Genomic DNA, 19,146 nt, shown 5'->3' with positions numbered 1-19,146 from the left:
ATAACTTTAAAGTCAACTTTAAGGTCAAGCCCTTTTGGAGCCCATCATGAAAATCGGCGAACTGGCGAAGGCGAGCGGCCTCGCGGCGTCGCGTATCCGCTTCTACGAAGCGAGCGGCCTGCTCGAACCGGCCCGCCGGCAGGCGAATGGCTATCGGGAATACGGGCCGGAAGCGTTGACGCGGCTCGCGATCATCGACCGCGCGCAGGGCGCAGGCTTCTCGCTCGACGAGATCCGCGCGGTGCTGCCGCCCGATCTCGGCGCATGGCCGCACGACGAACTGCTGGTCGCGCTGCGGCACAAGGTCGACGAAATCGCGCTGCTCGAGCGGCGTCTCGCGCAGAACCGGCAGCATCTGGAAATGCTGATCGACGAGATCGAGAACAAGCCGGCCGGCGAGGATTGCACGGGGGCCGCGCAACGGATGCTCGACCGGCTGGGCGAGCAGGCCAGCGAGCCGCTGGAGCCGGTGCCCGTCGTGCGGCCGGCGCGCAAGCGGGCGTGATGGATCGGGATGCGGAATGGCGCGGCGCCGTCCGTCGAGCCATGCGCGCCGCGGCCTGAAGCACGATGTGACGCGGTTGTCCCGATTTGCTTACGTCGCGGGTAATCGACGCGCGCCGCCCGCGCCGCGATCATGGGCTCCATCGACTCTCGACCGCATCCCGCCACGGAGCCCGCCATGACCGCCTACGCCATCGCCCACCTGCATGACGTCGAAATGTGCGACGACATCGTCGAGTACCTCGAACGGATCGACGGCACGCTCGCGCCGTACGACGGCCATTTCGTGATTCACGGCGCACGCTCGGAGGTACGCGAAGGCGTGTGGCATGGCGACCTGATCGCGATCGCGTTTCCCGATCTCGACACGGCGCGCGCGTGGTATGACTCGGCTGCGTACCGGCAGATCCAGCCGCTGCGCGCCCGGCACGCGAGCGGCCCGTTGATCCTGATCGACGGCGTCGACGAGCGGCACAAGGCCACCGACATCCTGCGCTGAATCTCGACGCAGGCAACGCCGCCGACGCTTACGACGCCTTCCGCTCCATCGGCTCGCCGACGACGAACCCGCCGCCCTGGAACCGCTGCGCGGGGTCGTCGTACTCGGCGGTCGGCGCCGTCACCGGGAACAGCCCGGCGAACTGCTCGGAACTGTCGCGCGGGCGGAAGCCGAGGAAGCCGGCCTTCGTGTTGTCCCACCACTTCACCGGGTTGTCCGACGCGCCGTAGACGATCGCGTGCCCGACGCGGTTCGTCAGCAGCGAGCAGCGCACGAGTTCGATGAAGTCGCGATAGCTGAGGAACGTGACGAGCATGCGCGGGTTCTTCGGCACCTCGAACGACGACCCGATCCGCAGGCACACCGTCTCAATCCCGAAGCGGTCGAAGTAGTAACGCGACAGCGATTCGCCGAAGCACTTCGTCACGCCGTACAGGCTGTCGGGACGCAGCGGCGCATCGGAGTCGAGCACTTCGGTGACCGGATGGAAACCGATCGCATGGTTCGAGCTCGCGAACACGACGCGCTTCACGCCGTGCTTGCGCGCGGCTTCGTACAGGTTGTACGTGCCGGTGATGTTCGCGCCGACCAGATCGTCGAACGGCGCATCGACCGAAATGCCGCCGAGGTGGACGATCGCGTCCACGCCGTCGACGAGCTGCATCACGGCCGGCCGGTCGGCCAGGTCGACCACGCGGAGTTCTTCATGCGCGGCCGCATCGCCGAGCGCCGCGATGTCGCTGACGCGCACGACGTCGGCCCAGTCGGCGAGCGCGCCGCGCAACTGGCGGCCGAGGTTGCCGGCCGCGCCCGTCAGCAGCAGGCGGCCGAACGGTTTGCGCGCGGCGGTGGATGAGGCGTTCATCGAATCTCCTTGGATCTGACCTAAGATGGAAAACGTTTTCCAACTATACGCGGGCGCGCCGCCGAGCGTCAATGGTCGAACTCGCTCGCAGCCATCCGCACTTTCCCGATATCGGCGGCGGTCTGCACGCCGGCTTTTTCTGCCACAATCGAGCGTTATCGAACGAAAACGTTACCCTTCGCATGAAAAAAGTTTCCTCGACGATCCGCGACGTGGCCGCGGAAGCCGGCGTGTCGGTCGCGACGGTCTCGAAGTACGTGAACGGCACGCAGCGCTTCTCGCCGACCGTCGAGGCACGGCTGAAGGAGGCGATCGAGCGGCTCGGCTACCGGTCGAATCCGCTCGCGCGCTCGATGATCACCGGCCGCACGCGCACCATCGGCCTCGTGATCCTCGACATCAGCAACCCGCACTTCACGAACGTCGTGAAAGGCGCGAACCGCGTCGCGCTGCAGCACGACTACACGCTGCTGCTCGTCGATACCGAAGAGAGCCAGGCGCGCGAACGCTCGCTGATCGAGGCGCTCGCGCAGCGCGTCGACGGGCTGATCGTCAGCACGCGGATGCCCGACGAGGAAGCCGGCTGGATGCTCGACCTCAACAAGCCGCTCGTGCTGCTGCGCCGCAGCCCCGGCCTGCCGATTCCGAGCGTCGGCATCGACAACCGGCTGTCGACCTACATGCTCGCGCGCCATCTGCTCAACCTCGGCCATACACGCATCGCCTATCTCGGCTTCGGCACCGCGCGCGTGAACGACGAACGGATCCAGGGCGCGCGCGACTGCCTCGCCGAAGCGGGGCTCACGCTCGACGTGCACGACGCGCACGCGCCGACTGCCGAGGCCGGCGAGCGCGCGTGCTCGCGCGTGATGCTCGGGCCGCAGCGCCCGCAGGCCGTGATCTGCTACAACGACCTGATCGCGCTCGGCTTCATGAAGGAAGCCGCGTCGCTCGGCTTCCGGCTGCCGCAGGACGTATCCGTCGCCGGCATCGACAACGTGCCGTACGGCGAATACGCGGCGCCCGCGCTGACGACCGTCGACATCCAGAGCGAGAACATGGGCGAACTCGCGATGCAGAAACTGATCGACGCGCTCGCCGGGCGCACCGACGCGAGTTATTCGACGTTCGAGCCGCGGTTGATCATGCGCGCGTCGACGGCCTCGGCCGGCTGACGCGATCGCGACGCGATGCGTCACGTCACGTCGCGTCGCGTCCCGGAACGAAAAACGCCGCCCGAGTGAAGGGCGGCGTTTTCGCTTGGCCGATACGCAATCACGCATCGAGTCTCGCCGGCTTCATCTTCGGCGTGAGCACGTGCATCACGGCCAGCGCGATCAGGTAGGCCGACGCGCCGATCGCGAACAGCACCCAGTAGTGGCCGGTGCGCTGCAGCACCTGGCCGATCACTTCCGAGAACAGCACGCCGCCGATCGAGCCGGCCATCCCGCCGATGCCGACCACCGACGCGACCGCGCGGCGCGGGAACAGGTCGGACGCGGTCGTGAACAGGTTCGCCGACCAGCCCTGGTGCGCGGCGGCGGCGAGGCCGACGATCAGCACCGCGATCCACAGGCTCTGCACCTGCGACACGAACGCGATCGGCAGCACGCAGCATGCGCAGATCAGCATCGCCGTCTTGCGCGCCCGGTTCACGCTCCAGCCCGCGCGCAGCAGCATCGACGACAGCCAGCCGCCGCCGATGCTGCCGACCGTCGTCAGCGCATAAATGCAGACGAGCGGCAAACCGATGTGCTGCATGTCCATCCCGCGCGATTCGTTCAGCCACTTCGGCAGCCAGAACAGGTAGAACCACCACACCGGATCGGTCAGGAACTTGCCGATCAGGAAGGCCCACGTCTCGCGCTTGCGGATCAGTTCGCCCCAGCGCGGCGCGCCGGCGTTCGCGTTCGCCGCGTCGAGCGCTTCGGCCTCGTCGCGCGGCTCGTCGTATTCCGCGGCGAGCGCGCGCGTGTCGGCCGTGCGATACATCACCAGCCACACCGCGAGCCACACGATGCCGATCGCGCCGATGATCACGAACGCCGCGCGCCAGCCGTAGGCCACCGCGATCGCCGGGATGATCGCCGGCGCGAATACCGCGCCGATGTTCGCGCCCGAGTTGAAGATGCCGGTCGCGAGCGCGCGTTCGCGGCGCGGGAACCATTCGGCCGTCGTCTTGATCGCGGCCGGAAAGTTGCCGCCCTCGCCGATCCCGAGCAGCGCGCGCACGGCCGCGAAGCCCGTCACCGAACCGACCGCCGCGTGCAGCATCGCGGCGATGCTCCATACCAGCATCGCCACCGCGTACGACACGCGCGTGCCGAGCCAGTCGACGATACGCCCGAAGCCGAGCAGGCCCAGCGCATAGAACGCGGAAAACGCCATCACGATGCGGCCGTACTGCACCTGGCTCCAGCCGATGTCGTGCTGCAGCATCGGCGCGAGCAGGCCGAGGATCTGCCGATCCATGTAGTTGATCACGGTCGCGAAAAACAGCAGCGCACAAACGGTCCAGCGGTAGCGGCTGGCGGCCGCGCGCACGGCGCCGACGACGACAGAGGGCATGAATGTCTCCGATGCGCGGTCGCGCCCGTCGCGCCGCACGAAGTTCGTTGACCGGCGACCGGCGCCGGGGCGAGCGGCGGCGCGCTGCTGCGCGCGGCCTGCTTCGCCGATCCGTCTGGAAAACGTTTTTCAAAGGATAGGCCGCCTGCCGGTGCCGTGTCAGTCCGGGATTTCGATGAGTCATCTCAAATTGGTCGCGGCAAAAGAGACGACTGTTTCGCAGAGTGGCATTAACCGTTTTTCCGCTCATTTTCCCGCCGCGGCCCGGCAGCCGCGCGACCGCCGAGACACATGTCCGATTCCAGCCAGAATCGACCACGAGGATGGTTTACAGTCGTCGCATGCGCCTCGATCCCGACACCTGCTACGACGCCCTGCTTTCGCGGAACCGCCGCTTCGACGGCTGGTTCTTCGTCGGCGTCGCGACGACCGGTGTGTACTGCCGCCCCGTCTGCCCGGTGAAGCCGCCGAAGGCGCAAAACTGCAGCTACTACCCGACCGCCGCGGCCGCCGAGAAAGCCGGCTTCCGGCCCTGCATGCGCTGCCGCCCCGAACTCGCGCCCGGCCACGGGCTGCTCGACCTGTCCGGCAATCTCGCCGACGCTGCCGCGACGCTGATCGACGACGGTTTCCTGAACGCGCATTCCGTCGATGCGCTCGCGCGGCGCGTCGGCGTGACCGAACGCCATCTGCGCCGGATCTTCGGCGCGCAATTCGGCGTGTCGCCGGTCGAGTTCGCACAGACGCAGCGGCTGTTGATGGCCAAGCGGCTGCTGACCGATACCGCGCTGCCGGTCGCCGTCGTCGCGTCGACGGCCGGATTCGGCAGCGTGCGGCGCTTCAACGACCTGTTCCGCGAGCGCTACGGCCTCAATCCGCTGCGGCTGCGCAAAGGGGCCGGTGCGGCGGCCGACGGCGACATGACCTTCCCGCTGCCGTACCGGCCGCCGTTCGCGTGGGCCGACCTGATGCGTTTTCTCGCGCAGCGGCAGATCGACGGCGTCGAGCGGATCGACGCGAAGGGTTATGCGCGCATCGTCGAATTGCCGAATCGAAACGACGGCCGCCGCGTGGCCGGCTGGCTGTCCGTCGCGCACGTGCCGCAGCGCTTCGCGCTGGCCGTCACCGTGTCGCCCGCGCTGACGCCGGTCGTGCCGGCCGTGCTGGCACGCGTGCGCCGGCTGTTCGATCTCGACAGCCGCCCCGACGTGATCGATGCGCATCTCGGCGATCTCGCGAGCGGCTCGCCGGGCCTGCGCGTGCCCGGCGCGTTCGACGGTCTCGAGATCGCGATCCGCGCGGTCGTGGGCGAGCAGCTTGCCCAGGCGCAGGCCGATACGCCGCTGCTCGCACGGATCGCGGCACGCTTCGGTCATTCGGTCGACGGCGCGCCGCCGGGCCTCACGCATGCACTCCCCTGCGCCGCGACGCTGGCCGCGCTGCCGCCTTCGGCCCTCGAAACGGTCGGCGTCGAGCGCGACGCCGCACGCGCGATCGTGTCGCTCGCCCGCGCCGTCGACGACGGCACGCTCGCGCTCGAACCGATGGCGCCGCTCGACGCGACGCTCGCCGCGCTGCGCGCGCTGCCCGGCTTCGACGAACGCGCGGTGCAGTACGTCGCGATGCGCGCGATGGCCTGGCCGAACGCGTTCCCCGCCGACGACGCGTGGCTGCCCGCCCGGACCGAACCCGCGCCCGGGCCGTCCTCCGTGCCGCATACAGCGGCGCGCTGGGCGCCGTGGCGCGCGTATGCCGCACTGCACGTGTGGCGCCTTCATGGAGATGTGTCGCGATGACTCCCGCTCACCTGATTCCGAGCCCGCTGGGCGACATCGCCGTGCGCATCGAGGACGATGTGCTGACCGGCCTGTACTTCGTCGGCCAGAAATACTTTCCGTCGCTTGCGATCGTGCGCGAAGCGGACGCACTCGCCAAGTCGCCGCTCGCACGCCGGGTCGCGGAAGAAATCGCCGAGTATTTCACCGGCGCGCGCGACACGTTTTCGGTACCGATCCACCTGCGCGGCACCGCGTTTCAGCGACGGGTCTGGAAGGAACTGCTTGCGATTCCGTTCGGCGAACTCGTGTCGTATGGCGACATCACCGAACGCGTCGGATTACCGATGAGCGGCGCGCGCGCCGTGGGCGGCGCGGTCGGCCGCAATCCGGTATCGATCATCGTACCGTGCCATCGCGTGGTCGGCGCGTCGGGCAGCCTGACCGGCTATGCGGGCGGCATCGATCGCAAGCGTGCGCTGCTGTCGCTCGAAGGCGCGGGGTTTTCGCGCGGCGCGTATCAACCGCTGCAGCAGGCGCTTGCGTTCTGATGGAGGGGGCGCATTACGCGCTCAACACCGGCCGGCGCGCTTCACGCTTCGCATACGCGCCGGGCGTCATGCGGAATTTCGACGTGTTTCCCGAGCCCGCGCATTGCTTCGGGTACGGCAAGCCGCTGCAACTGGCGGACGCGGCCACCGCTGCGTGATGCGGGACGAACGACGGGCTTACCTCACGCTACGTGCGCTTGCGCATCGCATGCGCGATCCGCGCGTTCGCTTCGAATTTCGCGCGATGCGTCGAGAAAAACGTCCGCACGTTGCGGACGTTCGACGCGCCGGTGAACAGCCGCCGCGCGAATTCGTCGTATTCGGCGACGTCGGCCAGATCGGCGATCACGACGAAATCGGGCCCCGGGGACACGCGGTAGCACTGCGTGACGGCCTGCTCCGCGCACACATACGCTTCGAACGCGTCGTAGTCTTCGGCCGTCTGCCGGTCGAGGCTGATCTCGATCAGCGCGGTGACGCCCGTGCCGATCGCCACTGGATCGAGCACCGCGACCTGCCGGCGGATCACGCCGGCCTCCGTCAGCCGGCGCACGCGACGCATGCAGGTGGGCGGCGACGACAGCGCGCGCTCGGCGAGTTGCAGGTTGGACACCGACGCGTCGTCCTGCAGGATCGCGAGGATGCGCAGGTCGAGATCGTCGAGGGTAATGCCGGCCATTAACCGTTCCTCCCCTTCAGTAAGTGAAATTTAATTTCAACATGATAGTCGATCATCTGTCTGTTTCATATTTTCTGAATTTTTGAAATTTAATTCCATTTCACCGGTTCTACTATCGCTCTCACTGATCCAGACAGGACATTTACGGAGCGCGATATGTGTGGAATCGTCGGGGCGGTTGCCCAGCGGGACATCCTGCCGAACCTGGTCGACGGCCTGAAACGGCTCGAATACCGCGGCTACGACTCGTGCGGCGTCGTGGTCTACCGCGACCGCGCGCTGGCGCGCGCCCGCAGCGTCGATCGCGTCGCGAACCTGCAGCGCGAGATCGCCGAGTTGGCGTTGGCCGGTTACACGGGCATCGCGCATACGCGCTGGGCCACGCATGGCGCGCCCGTCACGCTCAATGCGCATCCGCACTTCTCGCCGAGCGACGCGAATGCGCGCATCGCGCTGTCGCACAACGGGATCATCGAGAACTGCGACCAACTGCGCGCGGAACTGCAGGCGCACGGCTACGTGTTCGCGAGCCAGACCGACAGCGAGGCGATTGCGCATTTGATCGACCACCTGTACGACGGCGACCTGTTCGATGCGGTACGGCGTGCGGTGGCGCGACTGCGTGGCAGTTATGCGATCGCCGTGATGTGCCGCGACGAACCGCACCGGATCGTCGGCGCGCGCGACGGGATGCCGCTCGTGGTCGGGGTCGGCGAAGGCGAGAATTTTCTGGCTTCCGACGCGATTGCGCTGTCGGGCATCACCGATCGCATTGCCTATCTGGAGAACGGCGACGTCGCCGATGTCCAGCTGCATCGCTACTGGATCGTCGATGCGAACGGCCAGCGCGTCGAACGCGCGGTGCAACGCGTCGCCGCGCATAGCGGCGCGGCCGATCTCGGGTCGTATCGTTACTACATGCAGAAGGAGATCTTCGAGCAGCCGCAGGCGGTGGCCGATACGCTGCTCGACGTTTCGTCGATCATGCCCGAGCTGTTCGGCGATGGAGCGTGGCGTGTGTTCAACGACGTCGATTCGGTGCTGCTGCTCGCGTGCGGCGGCAGCTATCACGCCGCGCTGACCGCGAAGTACTGGATCGAGAGCATCGCGAAGTTGCCGGCGACTGTGGAAATCGCCAGCGAGTTTCGTTATCGCGACGGTGTGCCGAATCCGCGCACGCTGGTGGTGGCGGTGTCGCAGAGCGGTGAAACCGCTGATGTGCTCGGCGCGGTGCATGTCGCGAAACGCAGCGGGATGATGCATACGCTCGCGATCTGCAACGTCGCGACGAGCGCGCTGATGCGCGAATGCGCGCTGCAATTCGTCACGCGTGCGGGGGTAGAAATCGGCGTGGCTTCGACGAAGGCGTTTACGACGCAGCTCGTTGCGCTGTTCCTGTTGACGCTGTCACTGGCGCAGGTGCGCGGGCGGTTGAGCGACGACGAGGAGAAGGAACATCTGCGCGCGCTGCGGCATCTGCCCGATGCGATGTCGAAGGTGCTCGCGCTGGAACCGCAGATCATGGCGTGGTCGGAGTTGCTCGCGCGACGCGACAACATGCTGTTTCTCGGGCGCGGGATGCATTATCCGATCGCGCTCGAAGGCGCGCTGAAGATGAAGGAGATTTCCTATATTCATGCGGAGGCTTATCCAGCAGGCGAGCTGAAGCATGGGCCGCTGGCGCTCGTCAGCAATGAAATGCCGGTGATCGCGGTTGCGCCGAATGACATGCTGCTTGAAAAGCTCAGGTCGAACATGCATGAGGTCAGTGCGCGGAATGGTCGGCTGTTCGTGTTCGCGGATGTGGACTGTGGGTTGGTGCCGAGTGCAGGGATCGAGGTGATTCGGCTGAATGAGTACTACGGGCCGTTGTCGCCGATCTTGCATACGGTGCCGATGCAATTGCTTGCGTATCACGCTGCGTTGGCTCGGGGGACGGATATTGATAAGCCTAGGAATCTGGCTAAGTCGGTGACGGTGGAGTGAGGGGGCACGGTGCCGCAGGCAACCTTGGAGCAGGAAAAATATGTTGAAATTTCAGGCAAAAAACATCGCGCAATTTCGTGAAATATTGGCAGATTACTTTACCTTATAAATCATTGATTTACATGAATACCATTCTGTATTTTTCACAAAACAATGCGTAACCATCGCTTTCCTTAAGCAACTCGTGAGCTGGTGTCATTTTTCTTGAGCAGAGCAGTAATGTGGTCACAACCCCTAAGCAGCGACCGCCATTTGGCGGCCGTTGGTACTTATGGTTCAAGCCGAGAGCGTTGAATGTACATGATGCGGTCACTTGTACATTGCAACGAATTCGTGGCGACGTTTAGTCGTTTTGTTTCCGAAATCCCACGATTCATATCACTAGACCATAGGCTAAGCGCCCGACCGCGACTGCGCCATGTCAACGGCATTGACGGCAACCGCTGCCACGCCGAAAAAAACAGCCTCTAATTGAGAACTTGACTCAGCGAACGCTTCATAGGGCCGGCAAGTAAGCGTCCGCTATGTCGACGGTATCGAAGCGCAAGATTCCATCGCGTGGTATGACCTGCGCGTGTCCGGTCACGGCGCTTCGCACACCGCAGTTCGCCGTAGAACATGTGATAAGGAAATCCGCAGGCGCTCGCCGTGGCCGCTGCCTCTTCGTCTGCAAATAGAACGATGTAATCGTCTCCGTGCCAGCCTTCCACCATATCGTTCTACACCTCACACTGTTACAAACAGGACGCCAACTTCGAGCATATCGGGAGTATGAGCGTCTCCTTTGAGACCGGGTCGTCGAATCGCAGCTTCTAGCCGAATTGAGTCAGATGAACTGACACTGTCCGTTTGCTCCAGTCCAGCTTCATACATATCACCGGATACAGCGACGACGCGCATGCATCGTCTAGTGGCCGCCCTCCGACGCACTTCCCACCGCCGCCCTCGCCCGAACGAAATGATGCTCGACCCTAGTCCGGAGCACGCCGTCAAGCGCCGCAAGCCGTTCACGCACCCGAACCGCTTGCCCTTCCGTCATCTCACCGAGCACGATCTTCTGCTCGAGAACGTCACCACATCGGGTAATAGCCCACCGATCGACCGTCGCCGTTTCCCCTTCGAGTACGGCAGCCGCGGTCGAGACGATGCCAGGATTCCGTCTCGAAACGAGATGAACCGTGTGCGTCAACGTGAAACCGGGAAGAAAATGCGACCAGTCTTCACAGACGGGCGGGCGGGAAGCGGAGGAAACTTGGCTCATGGTTGCTCCGGATGAATGGTTATCGAACCGGTGCCAGCCATGCTGCTCCCGTTTCGTTGCCGTCGATCGGCCGCATCGCCTCAAGGGCGTCCACCTTGCCCGGGAGGGCAGGTTGGCGTCGGAAAACCCGACTCTGGATGCTTGAATTCTCACGTTCGACATTCCGAACGTTGGTTCATTATACCGAAAATCCGGCGTTGAACAAGCTGCCTGGAAAGCGGCCTTCCGGCCGGACGGTTTCGCTAATCCGGCCCTGCCCTCTCCGCGCACCGGCATCACCTGCCCACCGAAACCCGCTACTTCGACAACCGCAGCTTCTTCGACACCACAACGCCGCTCGACGGACTCACCAGCCGGATGTCACGAAGATCCATGTGCAACGTAGAGACCCGCGTCGAAATGTCCGTCGGCTCCTCGATACTCGGATCGGCATGTTCGGTTTGTTCGGTCAGGTAAGGCCGAACCAGGCGTCCGGAAAAAACCAGTGCGAAGTCGCCATGCGTTTGCGCGTATTCGGCGGGCGAAAGCCGCATGCGGCTCCGAACCGTGGTCTTGTTCCCCTGTCCGGATTCGAGTTCGATGATGTCGACGTGCTGGATGTACCCTTTCGCCTTCGCTTCCGGTGCAATCACGAGCCCGCGCCCGCGCGGCCCCTTCGTCACCTTGTGGAGCAGGATGCCTGCCCGACCGTCGCGCTCCGCATCGAACAGGTCGACGTCCAGCGTCAGCAGTTGCCGCCGCGACCGGTATCTCAGCCCGTACCGCACCGGCACCACGAACGTCACGTCACGATCCAGACCGACGGCCGCCAGATCGGGATTCGCGTCGTGCCGGCCGGCGGCACCGGCGACCGCGCCGCGAACCCGGTCGCGCAACGAAGGTGAGAGCGTGCTGGCGTGCACCTTCTGCAGCGCATCCCGGATCGCAACCGGATCGTCGCCGACAATCGGTCGTGCCGGCGACGCGCCGTGATCGACAGCCGACGCAACGTGCGTCGGGGTGTCGCCGACCTCGCCCTCTGCATGCGCCGCGACGGGCGCCAGCATCGTCGTCATGGCGACGATGCACGCGAAGCGCGAACAACCCAATTTGAATTTCCGGTGAAACACGACGAACCCCCGATTGCTTGCGGATCGATCAACGACGAGCACTATAGGGTGGAATGATCGGCAACGCACCCGCCGTTCGAAATTCGTCGATGCCGGTACGTTTCGTCACAGCTTCGTTATCAGCCCCGCTGCACGTCAACGGCCAGCACAACACTACCGTGTTGCCTTGACGACAACAACTGACGGGAAGCGAGCAGCGGCGCCCATCGAGCATCCGCAAACGCACCGCGCGGCATCGCCTGGCTCGCGGAATTCGTCCGAATCCAGCTCGCCGTTCACCGGCGCAACCGAACCATCCGGCGGCGGATTTGTATGTTGAAAGATGCTTTCTCCGGCATCCGATCGGCGGGCGTACACATCGTGTGCCATTGCACAAGCCCGCTCACGCCGATTTCAATCGGTGTGCCGTAACGTTGCTCATTTCGATTCGGGACAATTCCGAATTCCCAACTTCCAATTCAATCACGTCCTGACAAAAAGGCTTCATTTACATGATATGGACAAAAGAGGCACGACAAATACCAATCCAGAGTAATCGACTCGATATATTCCCACCCAAACAAAAACGCCACTCAAACCAACCAAACATTAATCATTGTCTCAAAATAAATTATTTCCCATCTCAAAATAAAAATATTAGTTGAAGCTAGAAATAGCTTGCTATTCTTCGCACCGAAATTCCAAGCGCCGTCGCATTGCCACCCTGAGAGGCGGATTCGAACCCATCCGAATCCGGAACAACAATAACGAGATTGTCGTTATGTCGATAGCAGCAACTTTGAGAAATTTTGCGTCGGGTCGGGTCGACCTGAACAAGCGTCCCGTCTCCCTTCATTTCGGGCAGGCGCAACGCGCGGTCGGCCATCTGCTGGCGCTCCATCATGCCGATATCCGCGAGGGGCTGATGTCGGGCATCGAAGGGCAACTGACCTGCGTATCGACCTACGATCATCTGCCGCCTGGGCTGTTTCTCGGTTTGCCCGTATCGATCCGGCTGACGACCGATCGCGGCAACATCCAGGCGATCAACGCGATCGTGCGCGAAGTGCGAGCCGGTCAATCCGACGGCGAACTAACCGTCTATCAGCTCCATGTGTGCGACGCCCTTTCATTGATGGATCGTCGCACGAACGCCCGCCTGTTCCGCTCGCGCAGCGTGCCGGACATTCTCGCGACGCTGATGAACGAGTGGAAACAGCGTAGCCCCGCACTCGCGCGAGCGTTCGATTTCGACCTGTCGGCATTGCGGGCCGATCGGTATCCGGCACGCGAGCTGACGCGGCAGGTCAACGAATCCGACGCACGCTTCATCCGGCGTCTGCTGCGCCGGGAAGGCATCACCGTCTTTGCCAAGGCCGCGCCGGTCGACGGAAGGCGCAGCGCGACCGACGAGCGGCCGATTCACACGCTCGTGTTCTGCGACGATCCGCATCGTCTGCCGGACGCACCGGCCGGCACCGTGCGCCTTCACCCGCGCGACGCCGGCGTCGAGCAACGTGACACCGTCACCCTCTTTGCGTACGACCAGAGCCTGTCGCCCGGCAAGGTACGCCGCCCGTCGTGGGATTACAAGACCGCTCGCATGGACGACTTCGAGGCCGTCACCGGCCTCGACCAGGGCGAGTCGGGGAACGATCTTGCGCGCCTGCTGACCGACGTCGCGATCGACATCCCGCACGTCGGCGACTCGTGGAACGATCACGCGCGCATCGCGCACGACCGGATGCTGGCCCATCAGTTCGCGGCCGCGCGCTTCGAAGGCATCGGCACCGTGCGCGACATGCTGGTGGGGCACGGATTCACGCTGACGGGCGACCCGGAACTGGACATGAAGTCGATCGATCGTCGCCGGTTCGTCGTCACGTCGATTCGACACGTCATCTGGAACAACCTGCCGAAAGACCTGTCGGTCCGCACAAGCGGGCTATTCACGGCGAGCCACAACCTCACGCCAATCGCCCCGCCACCCGACGCATCGGGATCAACGGACACGCGCTACGAGAACAGTTTCACGTGCGTGCAACGCGGTGTGCCGCTGAAGCCCGCCTACGATCCGGCGATCGACGTGCCGCCGGTTCACCTGCTGACCGGCACGATCGTCGGCACGCAGGGCGAAGAGGTGTTTTGCGACAAGGCCGGCCGCGTGCGTGTGCAGATTCACGGGCTGGATCCGGCGGACCATGCGCACGCGCAAGGCGCCGGCACGAACGGCCTGGCCGGCGACAGCGCGCCGATTCGCGTCGCCGCGAGTCTCGCGGGCGAATGCTTCGGCGCGCTGTTCCTGCCGCGTGTCGGCATGGAGGTCCTGCTGGGAAGCCTGTCGGGCGACCCGGACCGTCTGGTGATTATCGGCGTGTTGAGCAACGGCGCGAATCCACCCGCGACTTTCAGCAATACCGGCGCGCTGCCGGGCAATCGCTACGTGTCCGGGATCAAGACGCGGGAGATCAAGGGCCGCCGACACAATCAGCTTCGCCTGGACGATACGCCATCGCAAATCTCCGCGCAGTTGGCAAGCGAACATGCGCATACCCAGTTGAATCTCGGCTACCTGACGCAGCCGCGCAAGGACGGGCACGGGAGCGATCGGGGCGAAGGCGCGGAGTTGCGCACCGACGCCGCTGCGGCGTTGCGCGCCGCCCAGGGCATGCTGTTGACGACCTATGCGCGTTCGCACGCAACCGGTGGTCAGCTCGATCGCGATGAATTGATCCGCTTGCTCGATCAATGCATGGCGCTGTTCAAGTCGCTCGGCGATCACGCCGGCCAGCACGGCGGGCAATCCGCCGACACGGCCGGCCAGGACAACATCGCCAATGCATTCCGTCACTGGAAACCCGGCCGGGTGGAATCCGGCTCCACCGACGACGCATCCGCGTTCATGGCGTTCGGCGCGCAAGCGGGGTCGCTGAACGTCACGCCGAAAACGCACGTCACGTATGCGGGCGAGAACATCGATCAGATCGCGCAGCAACACATGCAAATCACGAGCGGCGAGCGAATCAATCTGCATGCCGGGCGCGGCGTCGCGATGTTCGCGCATGGCGTCGGTGTATCGGCGATCGCGCATCAGGGGAAAGTGGCCCTTCAATCGCAGAATGACGACACGCAAATCGAGTCCGGCAAAAACATCCAGTTGACTGCGGCCGACGGCAGGCTTGCCGGCACGGCAAGCGACGAAGTCGTATTCGTCACGTCCGGCGGTGCGTATCTCAAGCTGCACGGGAGCGATATCGAACTCGGATGCCCCGGCAAGTTCACCGTGAAATCCGATGGTCATGCGTGGGACGGCCCCGCAAGCATGAGCGTCGATCTGCCGGCCTTCGATCGACATACGCTCGGCCGCATCCCGAAGCTGATCCGCCCGACGGACGGTAACGCGGCGCCGGGGTTCGAAGGACAGGTTCGAAAAGCATCGGGAACGCTGTCGAGTTTGACGACCGACACGGCCGGGGAACTGCCGGCGGTCGATACCGACCGGTTCGAGAGGCTCGCGGTGCAGTTCACCAAGAAGAATGTTTAACGCAAGCGCAGGAGTCCGGATGATTGATTCATCTCTCGATCCTCGGCCGGAAGAGGACGCACGCACCAACGAGCACGCCGCGAAGACCGACGTGCCCGACGTGGCTGCGCGGCGCCCGGAGCCACCTCAGATCGTCGTCGGCCGGAGCGACGGGGTCTCGATGTGGACGAAAGACACCCGGCTGATCTGCATCAAGCAAATGCCGTTGCCTGGTGTCGTCATCTTCGTCCATGGCGTGAACTCCGAAGGTGAATGGTTCGAGGCGGCCGAGCAAGGGTTGTGCGATGGCCTGAACCGCCGGCTCGGGCGACTGGATGATCAACTCAAGTATCACGGCATCGACGCCGGGCAATTGGTGCCCGCGAAGTACACGGAAAGCGTGACGCCGGACGGGTTTCTGAATCCGAAGCTTTGGTCCGGCAACTACATCAAAGCCGATCCGTCCTTCTCGCCGGTCATCCATTTCCGATGGGGCTATCGGGCAACCGCCGCAGAGCTGAAAGAGTACGGCGACAAGATCTTTCTGAACGAGAAGGACTATTGGGGCGGCGGCCCGTTCACGAATGGCTGCGCGAGCCTGCCCGATCTCTGGCACGGCGGCCTCGACGATCGTGCGGCCGGGTGGTTGAGCGTCCAGGGGATCAACCCGACCAACCGGCCGCTGTATCGCGCACCGCCCCGTGCGTATGGCGTGCTCGCGGCGTTGCGCCTTGCGAGGCTGATCGAGTCGATTCGCCGCATGCAGGCCGACGTGCCGATTACCGTCGTGTGCCATAGCCAGGGCAACATCGTAGGCCTGACGGCGGCGTTCTTCGGCGATGCACTGCCCGATGTCGAAGATCCGTGGGGACGTAGCGGGCATTGCGTGGCGGATGCCTACGTACTGGCGAATGCGCCGTACAGCCTTGCGCGCGCAGACGGCCCGAATCCATCCGATACGTTCATGGATACCTGGTCGCAACGCGCGACCAGGGACGGCAGCGGTCGTCGCGGACGGCAGACCTACGCCGCGCGCACGAAAACGTTCGGCAAGTTTCTGTCGATCATCGGCACGCGCAAAGCCTACGAACTGCCCGCCGGCAAGATCGATGAGGACATGGCCAACGAACGGGTATCGCCGAGCAGCAAGCGGTCTTATGCGGCACAAGAGGATCGGGCTCGCCACGGCCTGAACGGGTCGACATATGGTCGCGTCACCGCGTATTGCTGTCCACACGACCAGGTGATTTCGGCGGTCACGGTTCAGGGCATCGGCTGGCGCGGCATCGACGAGAACGAGCTGAACGATATCAGCGTCCCCGGCGTGCTGACGCAGCGCGTCTTTGCCTCCGGCTTCCAGGTTGGCGTGCAGGAGCGCTATCGGTATTGGGAAGATGACTGGCGGCATAACAAAAAGGGAACGACGTCGGGATTCTGGTATCCGCCTTCGCCGCCTGCCAAATTCAATCTCATCGGTGCGCTCAAAGGGAATGAGACCATCTGGGGAGTGGCGGCAACACTGGCGACTGCGCCGCTCATGTTCGTCGTGACCGGGTTCAGCTCGGCGTTGAACATGTTCCGCGTGAATGCCAATCCGCCACAGAGATGGACCATCGTGGCGGACGCTCCGGCACTCGACGAGCCATTCCCGCCGAAAGCGAAGCGGTTCGGCAAGCCGGTCAAAACGACGGACGGCGCCGCGGTGAGCGACTTCAACGAAGGCAACGATCCGCCAGCCGCGTGGCGCGACGCAAGCAAGAGCGAGGCAGACAAGCGCGCGGACGATCCTTACGATCAGTACGAGGCGAAGAACGCGGACAGTGTCGCGCAAGGGACGGCAAAGAGCGAAGCCGGACAGCGTTACGAGGACCGCGCGTTGATGCGGATGGAGGCGCGGCGAACGCTGAATACGGCATGGCTCGATGGTGATGGCCACGTGATCGGCGAGGACGGCAAGAGCGAAATGCCGGAGGGCTACAAGGAATGGCGCGACAAGCAGATTGTCGATTGGCTCGATCGTGGCTCGACCAACAGTCCGACGAACCATTCCACGACGATGACCAATCCGGAGCACGCCGAAAAGGCACTTGCGTACGACGTGGCGATCGGGGTTTGCTATCTGACGCCCGAGCAAATGAAAGCGCTACGGATTGAAGCCGATTGGCGGATGGGAAACGGTATCCCAGAGGACAGTTCAAACAAGAAATATGCCGACTACTTCACAAAAGGGATGCTCGACACATTGCCGATGCATGAATGGGTACATGCGGAAAGCAGTGAAGGCAAGATGCCGGACACGATCACGGATGAACGAGAGGGTCAGTTCTATCTGAAGGTGGGGGGTGCGATATGAAGGCACTGATCGCTACCTGGCCGCGACGTGCAGCCCTTGCGGTCGCAGCATGGATGATCGCGGCCATACTCATGGCGTCGTTGATTGCGCACGTAGAACAACCGGACCCGATACAACTGGAAATAGGAGATTGGATGAAGCGATTTGTAGTCGTGCCCAGCCTGGCTGCACTCCTGGTGCTCCTATTCACCACGGCCATGGTACGGTCGGCACACGCGGCCCCCGCGACGGAACTCGTAACGCATGCGGAGCCTTCTGCGGAAGAAGCGTCGAAGCCTTTCGTCGTACAGGTCGCTGGGTTAATCTGGTTAAATCCATTGGAGCGTAAAGACTACCCGACGCAATGGCAATTATTGTGGACGCAAGGGCTCTCAGCACCGAACAAGAACGATGACATGGTGCGAACCGATCCGAAGTCGTTCGCAACGCTGCAATCTGTAGCAGGCATTGCGTATGGCAATGATGGGACAGAGACGTTTAAAGGCTTCTATCACAAGTACATCAACGAGGCACTTGGGTTGATGCATACCCGTTATGCGACAAACGCAAAGTACTTCTACACGGTGAATCCAGACAATTCAAAAGACTGGCGCGAACTCGCCGGCATTCACGTTGAAGTTGCGATACCCCCAAGGCTCGACCCGATTTATGCCAGAGCAACATTGACCAAGGAGATTGTCGAATACTTCGAAATCGGCCCGCCGTTCCCCAAGACTTTGTGGAGCCGCGACACGCCTCCCGATGTGCAAATCACACAAGGCGGGCCAAACGCCGGATTCACATCCCTGAACAAAGCCTTGGACTACTTGCAGTCGAACCCCGACAAGAGCGTCTGGGTGATGAACTGGGACGCGCCCAACTTCCCGCCCGCGGATGCGCAGATCAACGAGAACCTTGTCGTGCTGTTCCTCGCTGGTCCAACGTTCAACACTGAGCGCGAACCGCTTGCCTGGATCGGCAAGGCCGCAACCAGTAACACGCGTGATTTTCCGCAGAAGGTCGGCACGACCCGCGCCGTGCAGGCGTGGAAGGCGACCATCGACCAAGCGGCACGCAACACCGGCGTCGCGGTCTCGGATCTCCACTACATCGTTCACGACGCAGGTAAAGGCAGCGACGCATCGTCGGCACGTCTTGCCGTGCTCGCGCAGACCTTGACCGAAACCCTCCCCGAATACGACCACCGCAAGCAGACATTCAACACGGCCGCCCTACTCGGCGACATGGGAACCGGCAGCGCATTGACCGACGTCGCGCTCGCCATCGGCCGGATCAATCACTTTGGCGGCAACGCACTCGTCGCCGGCACGACCGATCCCGAGCATCCCGTCGCGGTCGTCGTCCGACCACCGTCGAAGCTCACGCCGATCGATCCCGACAAGGACTGGTTCCGCGCACGCGGCGGCAACAATGCCTACCTGCCGTGGTGGGGGCGTCGGCACGATACAAATTACGGCATGCAAGGCTATTCATGGTGATGCACACCGGTGCAGC

General features: G+C 63.7%; 14 protein-coding genes, 1 pseudogene and 1 riboswitch. Of the genes and pseudogenes, 10 read left to right on the top strand and 5 right to left on the bottom strand.

Annotated elements, in window-relative coordinates; genetic code table 11:
* The first annotated feature begins 46 nt into the window (after positions 1–46).
* Together CFB89_RS17955 and CFB89_RS17950 are read left to right on the top strand one after the other, a co-directional pair.
* A complete protein-coding gene (locus CFB89_RS17955) occupies positions 47–505 on the top strand; it encodes a MerR family transcriptional regulator (protein ID WP_089469021.1) in 459 nt (152 codons plus the stop codon).
* Between the two features lie 177 nt (positions 506–682).
* Complete coding sequence (locus CFB89_RS17950; RefSeq protein ID WP_089469020.1) at positions 683–1,003, top strand: DUF1330 domain-containing protein; 321 nt, start codon at positions 683–685, stop codon at positions 1,001–1,003.
* A 28-nt stretch (positions 1,004–1,031) separates the two neighbouring features.
* Here CFB89_RS17950 and CFB89_RS17945 read toward each other — a convergent pair whose 3' ends face one another.
* On the bottom strand, positions 1,032–1,868 hold the full coding sequence (locus CFB89_RS17945) for an NAD(P)-dependent oxidoreductase (RefSeq protein ID WP_089469019.1): 837 nt from the start codon (positions 1,866–1,868) through the stop codon (positions 1,032–1,034).
* A gap of 71 nt (positions 1,869–1,939) precedes the next feature.
* Here CFB89_RS17945 and CFB89_RS17940 point away from each other — a divergent pair, with 71 nt between their 5' ends.
* Complete coding sequence (locus CFB89_RS17940; RefSeq protein WP_089469018.1) at positions 1,940–3,043, top strand: LacI family DNA-binding transcriptional regulator; 1,104 nt, start codon at positions 1,940–1,942, stop codon at positions 3,041–3,043.
* Between the two features lie 100 nt (positions 3,044–3,143).
* Here CFB89_RS17940 and CFB89_RS17935 read toward each other — a convergent pair whose 3' ends face one another.
* The gene (locus tag CFB89_RS17935) at positions 3,144–4,436 is read right to left on the bottom strand and encodes an MFS transporter (protein ID WP_089469423.1); all 1,293 of its coding nucleotides are present in this window, start codon (positions 4,434–4,436) and stop codon (positions 3,144–3,146) included.
* Positions 4,437–4,759: 323 nt separating this feature from the next.
* On the opposite strand from CFB89_RS17935, the gene CFB89_RS17930 reads away from it, so the two are divergent.
* From CFB89_RS17930 to CFB89_RS35780, 3 genes and pseudogenes are all read left to right on the top strand, one after another.
* Positions 4,760–6,232, top strand: coding sequence for a bifunctional transcriptional activator/DNA repair enzyme AdaA (locus CFB89_RS17930; RefSeq protein WP_089469017.1), 1,473 nt, complete (start codon positions 4,760–4,762; stop codon positions 6,230–6,232).
* Complete coding sequence (locus CFB89_RS17925) at positions 6,229–6,762, top strand: methylated-DNA--[protein]-cysteine S-methyltransferase (protein ID WP_089469016.1); 534 nt, start codon at positions 6,229–6,231, stop codon at positions 6,760–6,762. Before CFB89_RS17930 ends, CFB89_RS17925 begins: the two co-directional genes overlap by 4 nt.
* A 26-nt stretch (positions 6,763–6,788) precedes the next feature.
* Positions 6,789–6,920: pseudogene (locus CFB89_RS35780) on the top strand (3-methyl-2-oxobutanoate hydroxymethyltransferase); the annotation flags it as partial.
* A 29-nt stretch (positions 6,921–6,949) separates the two neighbouring features.
* Here the strand turns inward: CFB89_RS35780 and CFB89_RS17920 are convergent.
* Positions 6,950–7,441: an Lrp/AsnC family transcriptional regulator gene (locus CFB89_RS17920; RefSeq protein WP_089469015.1), complete on the bottom strand. Its 492-nt coding sequence runs from the start codon at positions 7,439–7,441 to the stop codon at positions 6,950–6,952.
* Positions 7,442–7,597: 156 nt separating this feature from the next.
* Here CFB89_RS17920 and glmS point away from each other — a divergent pair, with 156 nt between their 5' ends.
* Entirely contained in the window at positions 7,598–9,427 is a 1,830-nt protein-coding gene (gene glmS, locus CFB89_RS17915) for a glutamine--fructose-6-phosphate transaminase (isomerizing) (protein ID WP_089469014.1), read from the top strand.
* Positions 9,428–10,334: 907 nt separating this feature from the next.
* Here the strand turns inward: glmS and CFB89_RS17910 are convergent.
* Complete coding sequence (locus CFB89_RS17910) at positions 10,335–10,688, bottom strand: hypothetical protein (protein ID WP_179233472.1); 354 nt, start codon at positions 10,686–10,688, stop codon at positions 10,335–10,337.
* A 42-nt stretch (positions 10,689–10,730) separates the two neighbouring features.
* Positions 10,731–10,834: riboswitch (SAM-I-IV-variant riboswitch) on the bottom strand.
* Positions 10,835–10,984: 150 nt separating this feature from the next.
* Positions 10,985–11,743 (bottom strand): hypothetical protein, encoded by a 759-nt coding sequence (locus CFB89_RS17905; protein ID WP_306427131.1) that lies wholly within the window; start codon positions 11,741–11,743, stop codon positions 10,985–10,987.
* An 814-nt stretch (positions 11,744–12,557) separates the two neighbouring features.
* Here CFB89_RS17905 and CFB89_RS17900 point away from each other — a divergent pair.
* Genes CFB89_RS17900 through CFB89_RS17890 form a run of 3 tightly spaced genes read left to right on the top strand, consistent with a single transcriptional unit; the run spans position 12,558 to position 19,130 of the window.
* A complete protein-coding gene (locus CFB89_RS17900) occupies positions 12,558–15,320 on the top strand; it encodes a type VI secretion system Vgr family protein (protein ID WP_089469012.1) in 2,763 nt (920 codons plus the stop codon).
* A gap of 19 nt (positions 15,321–15,339) precedes the next feature.
* Positions 15,340–17,652: a hypothetical protein gene (locus tag CFB89_RS17895; RefSeq protein WP_089469011.1), complete on the top strand. Its 2,313-nt coding sequence runs from the start codon at positions 15,340–15,342 to the stop codon at positions 17,650–17,652.
* A complete protein-coding gene (locus tag CFB89_RS17890; protein ID WP_179233471.1) occupies positions 17,649–19,130 on the top strand; it encodes a virulence factor in 1,482 nt (493 codons plus the stop codon). Before CFB89_RS17895 ends, CFB89_RS17890 begins: the two co-directional genes overlap by 4 nt.
* Positions 19,131–19,146 lie beyond the last annotated feature (16 nt).

The organism is Burkholderia sp. AU16741 (assembly GCF_002223345.1).
In the GTDB taxonomy this organism is placed as follows: Bacteria; Pseudomonadota; Gammaproteobacteria; order Burkholderiales; family Burkholderiaceae; genus Burkholderia; species Burkholderia sola.
Note: the sequence above shows the minus strand (reverse complement) of the source record. Positions and strands in the feature narration are given on the sequence as shown.

Excerpts from the sequence above, each read along its gene's own strand:
- CFB89_RS17955 (WP_089469021.1), top strand. The coding sequence starts at position 47 with ATGAAAATCGGCGAACTGGCGAAGGCGAGCGGCCTCGCGGCGTCGCGT.
- CFB89_RS17950 (WP_089469020.1), top strand. The coding sequence starts at position 683 with ATGACCGCCTACGCCATCGCCCACCTGCATGACGTCGAAATGTGCGAC.
- CFB89_RS17945 (WP_089469019.1), bottom strand. The coding sequence starts at position 1,868 with ATGAACGCCTCATCCACCGCCGCGCGCAAACCGTTCGGCCGCCTGCTG.
- CFB89_RS17940 (WP_089469018.1), top strand. The coding sequence starts at position 1,940 with ATGGTCGAACTCGCTCGCAGCCATCCGCACTTTCCCGATATCGGCGGC.
- CFB89_RS17935 (WP_089469423.1), bottom strand. The coding sequence starts at position 4,436 with ATGCCCTCTGTCGTCGTCGGCGCCGTGCGCGCGGCCGCCAGCCGCTAC.
- CFB89_RS17930 (WP_089469017.1), top strand. The coding sequence starts at position 4,760 with ATGGTTTACAGTCGTCGCATGCGCCTCGATCCCGACACCTGCTACGAC.
- CFB89_RS17925 (WP_089469016.1), top strand. The coding sequence starts at position 6,229 with ATGACTCCCGCTCACCTGATTCCGAGCCCGCTGGGCGACATCGCCGTG.
- CFB89_RS17920 (WP_089469015.1), bottom strand. The coding sequence starts at position 7,441 with ATGGCCGGCATTACCCTCGACGATCTCGACCTGCGCATCCTCGCGATC.
- glmS (WP_089469014.1), top strand. The coding sequence starts at position 7,598 with ATGTGTGGAATCGTCGGGGCGGTTGCCCAGCGGGACATCCTGCCGAAC.
- CFB89_RS17910 (WP_179233472.1), bottom strand. The coding sequence starts at position 10,688 with ATGAGCCAAGTTTCCTCCGCTTCCCGCCCGCCCGTCTGTGAAGACTGG.
- CFB89_RS17905 (WP_306427131.1), bottom strand. The coding sequence starts at position 11,743 with ATGACGACGATGCTGGCGCCCGTCGCGGCGCATGCAGAGGGCGAGGTC.
- CFB89_RS17900 (WP_089469012.1), top strand. The coding sequence starts at position 12,558 with ATGTCGATAGCAGCAACTTTGAGAAATTTTGCGTCGGGTCGGGTCGAC.
- CFB89_RS17895 (WP_089469011.1), top strand. The coding sequence starts at position 15,340 with ATGATTGATTCATCTCTCGATCCTCGGCCGGAAGAGGACGCACGCACC.
- CFB89_RS17890 (WP_179233471.1), top strand. The coding sequence starts at position 17,649 with ATGAAGGCACTGATCGCTACCTGGCCGCGACGTGCAGCCCTTGCGGTC.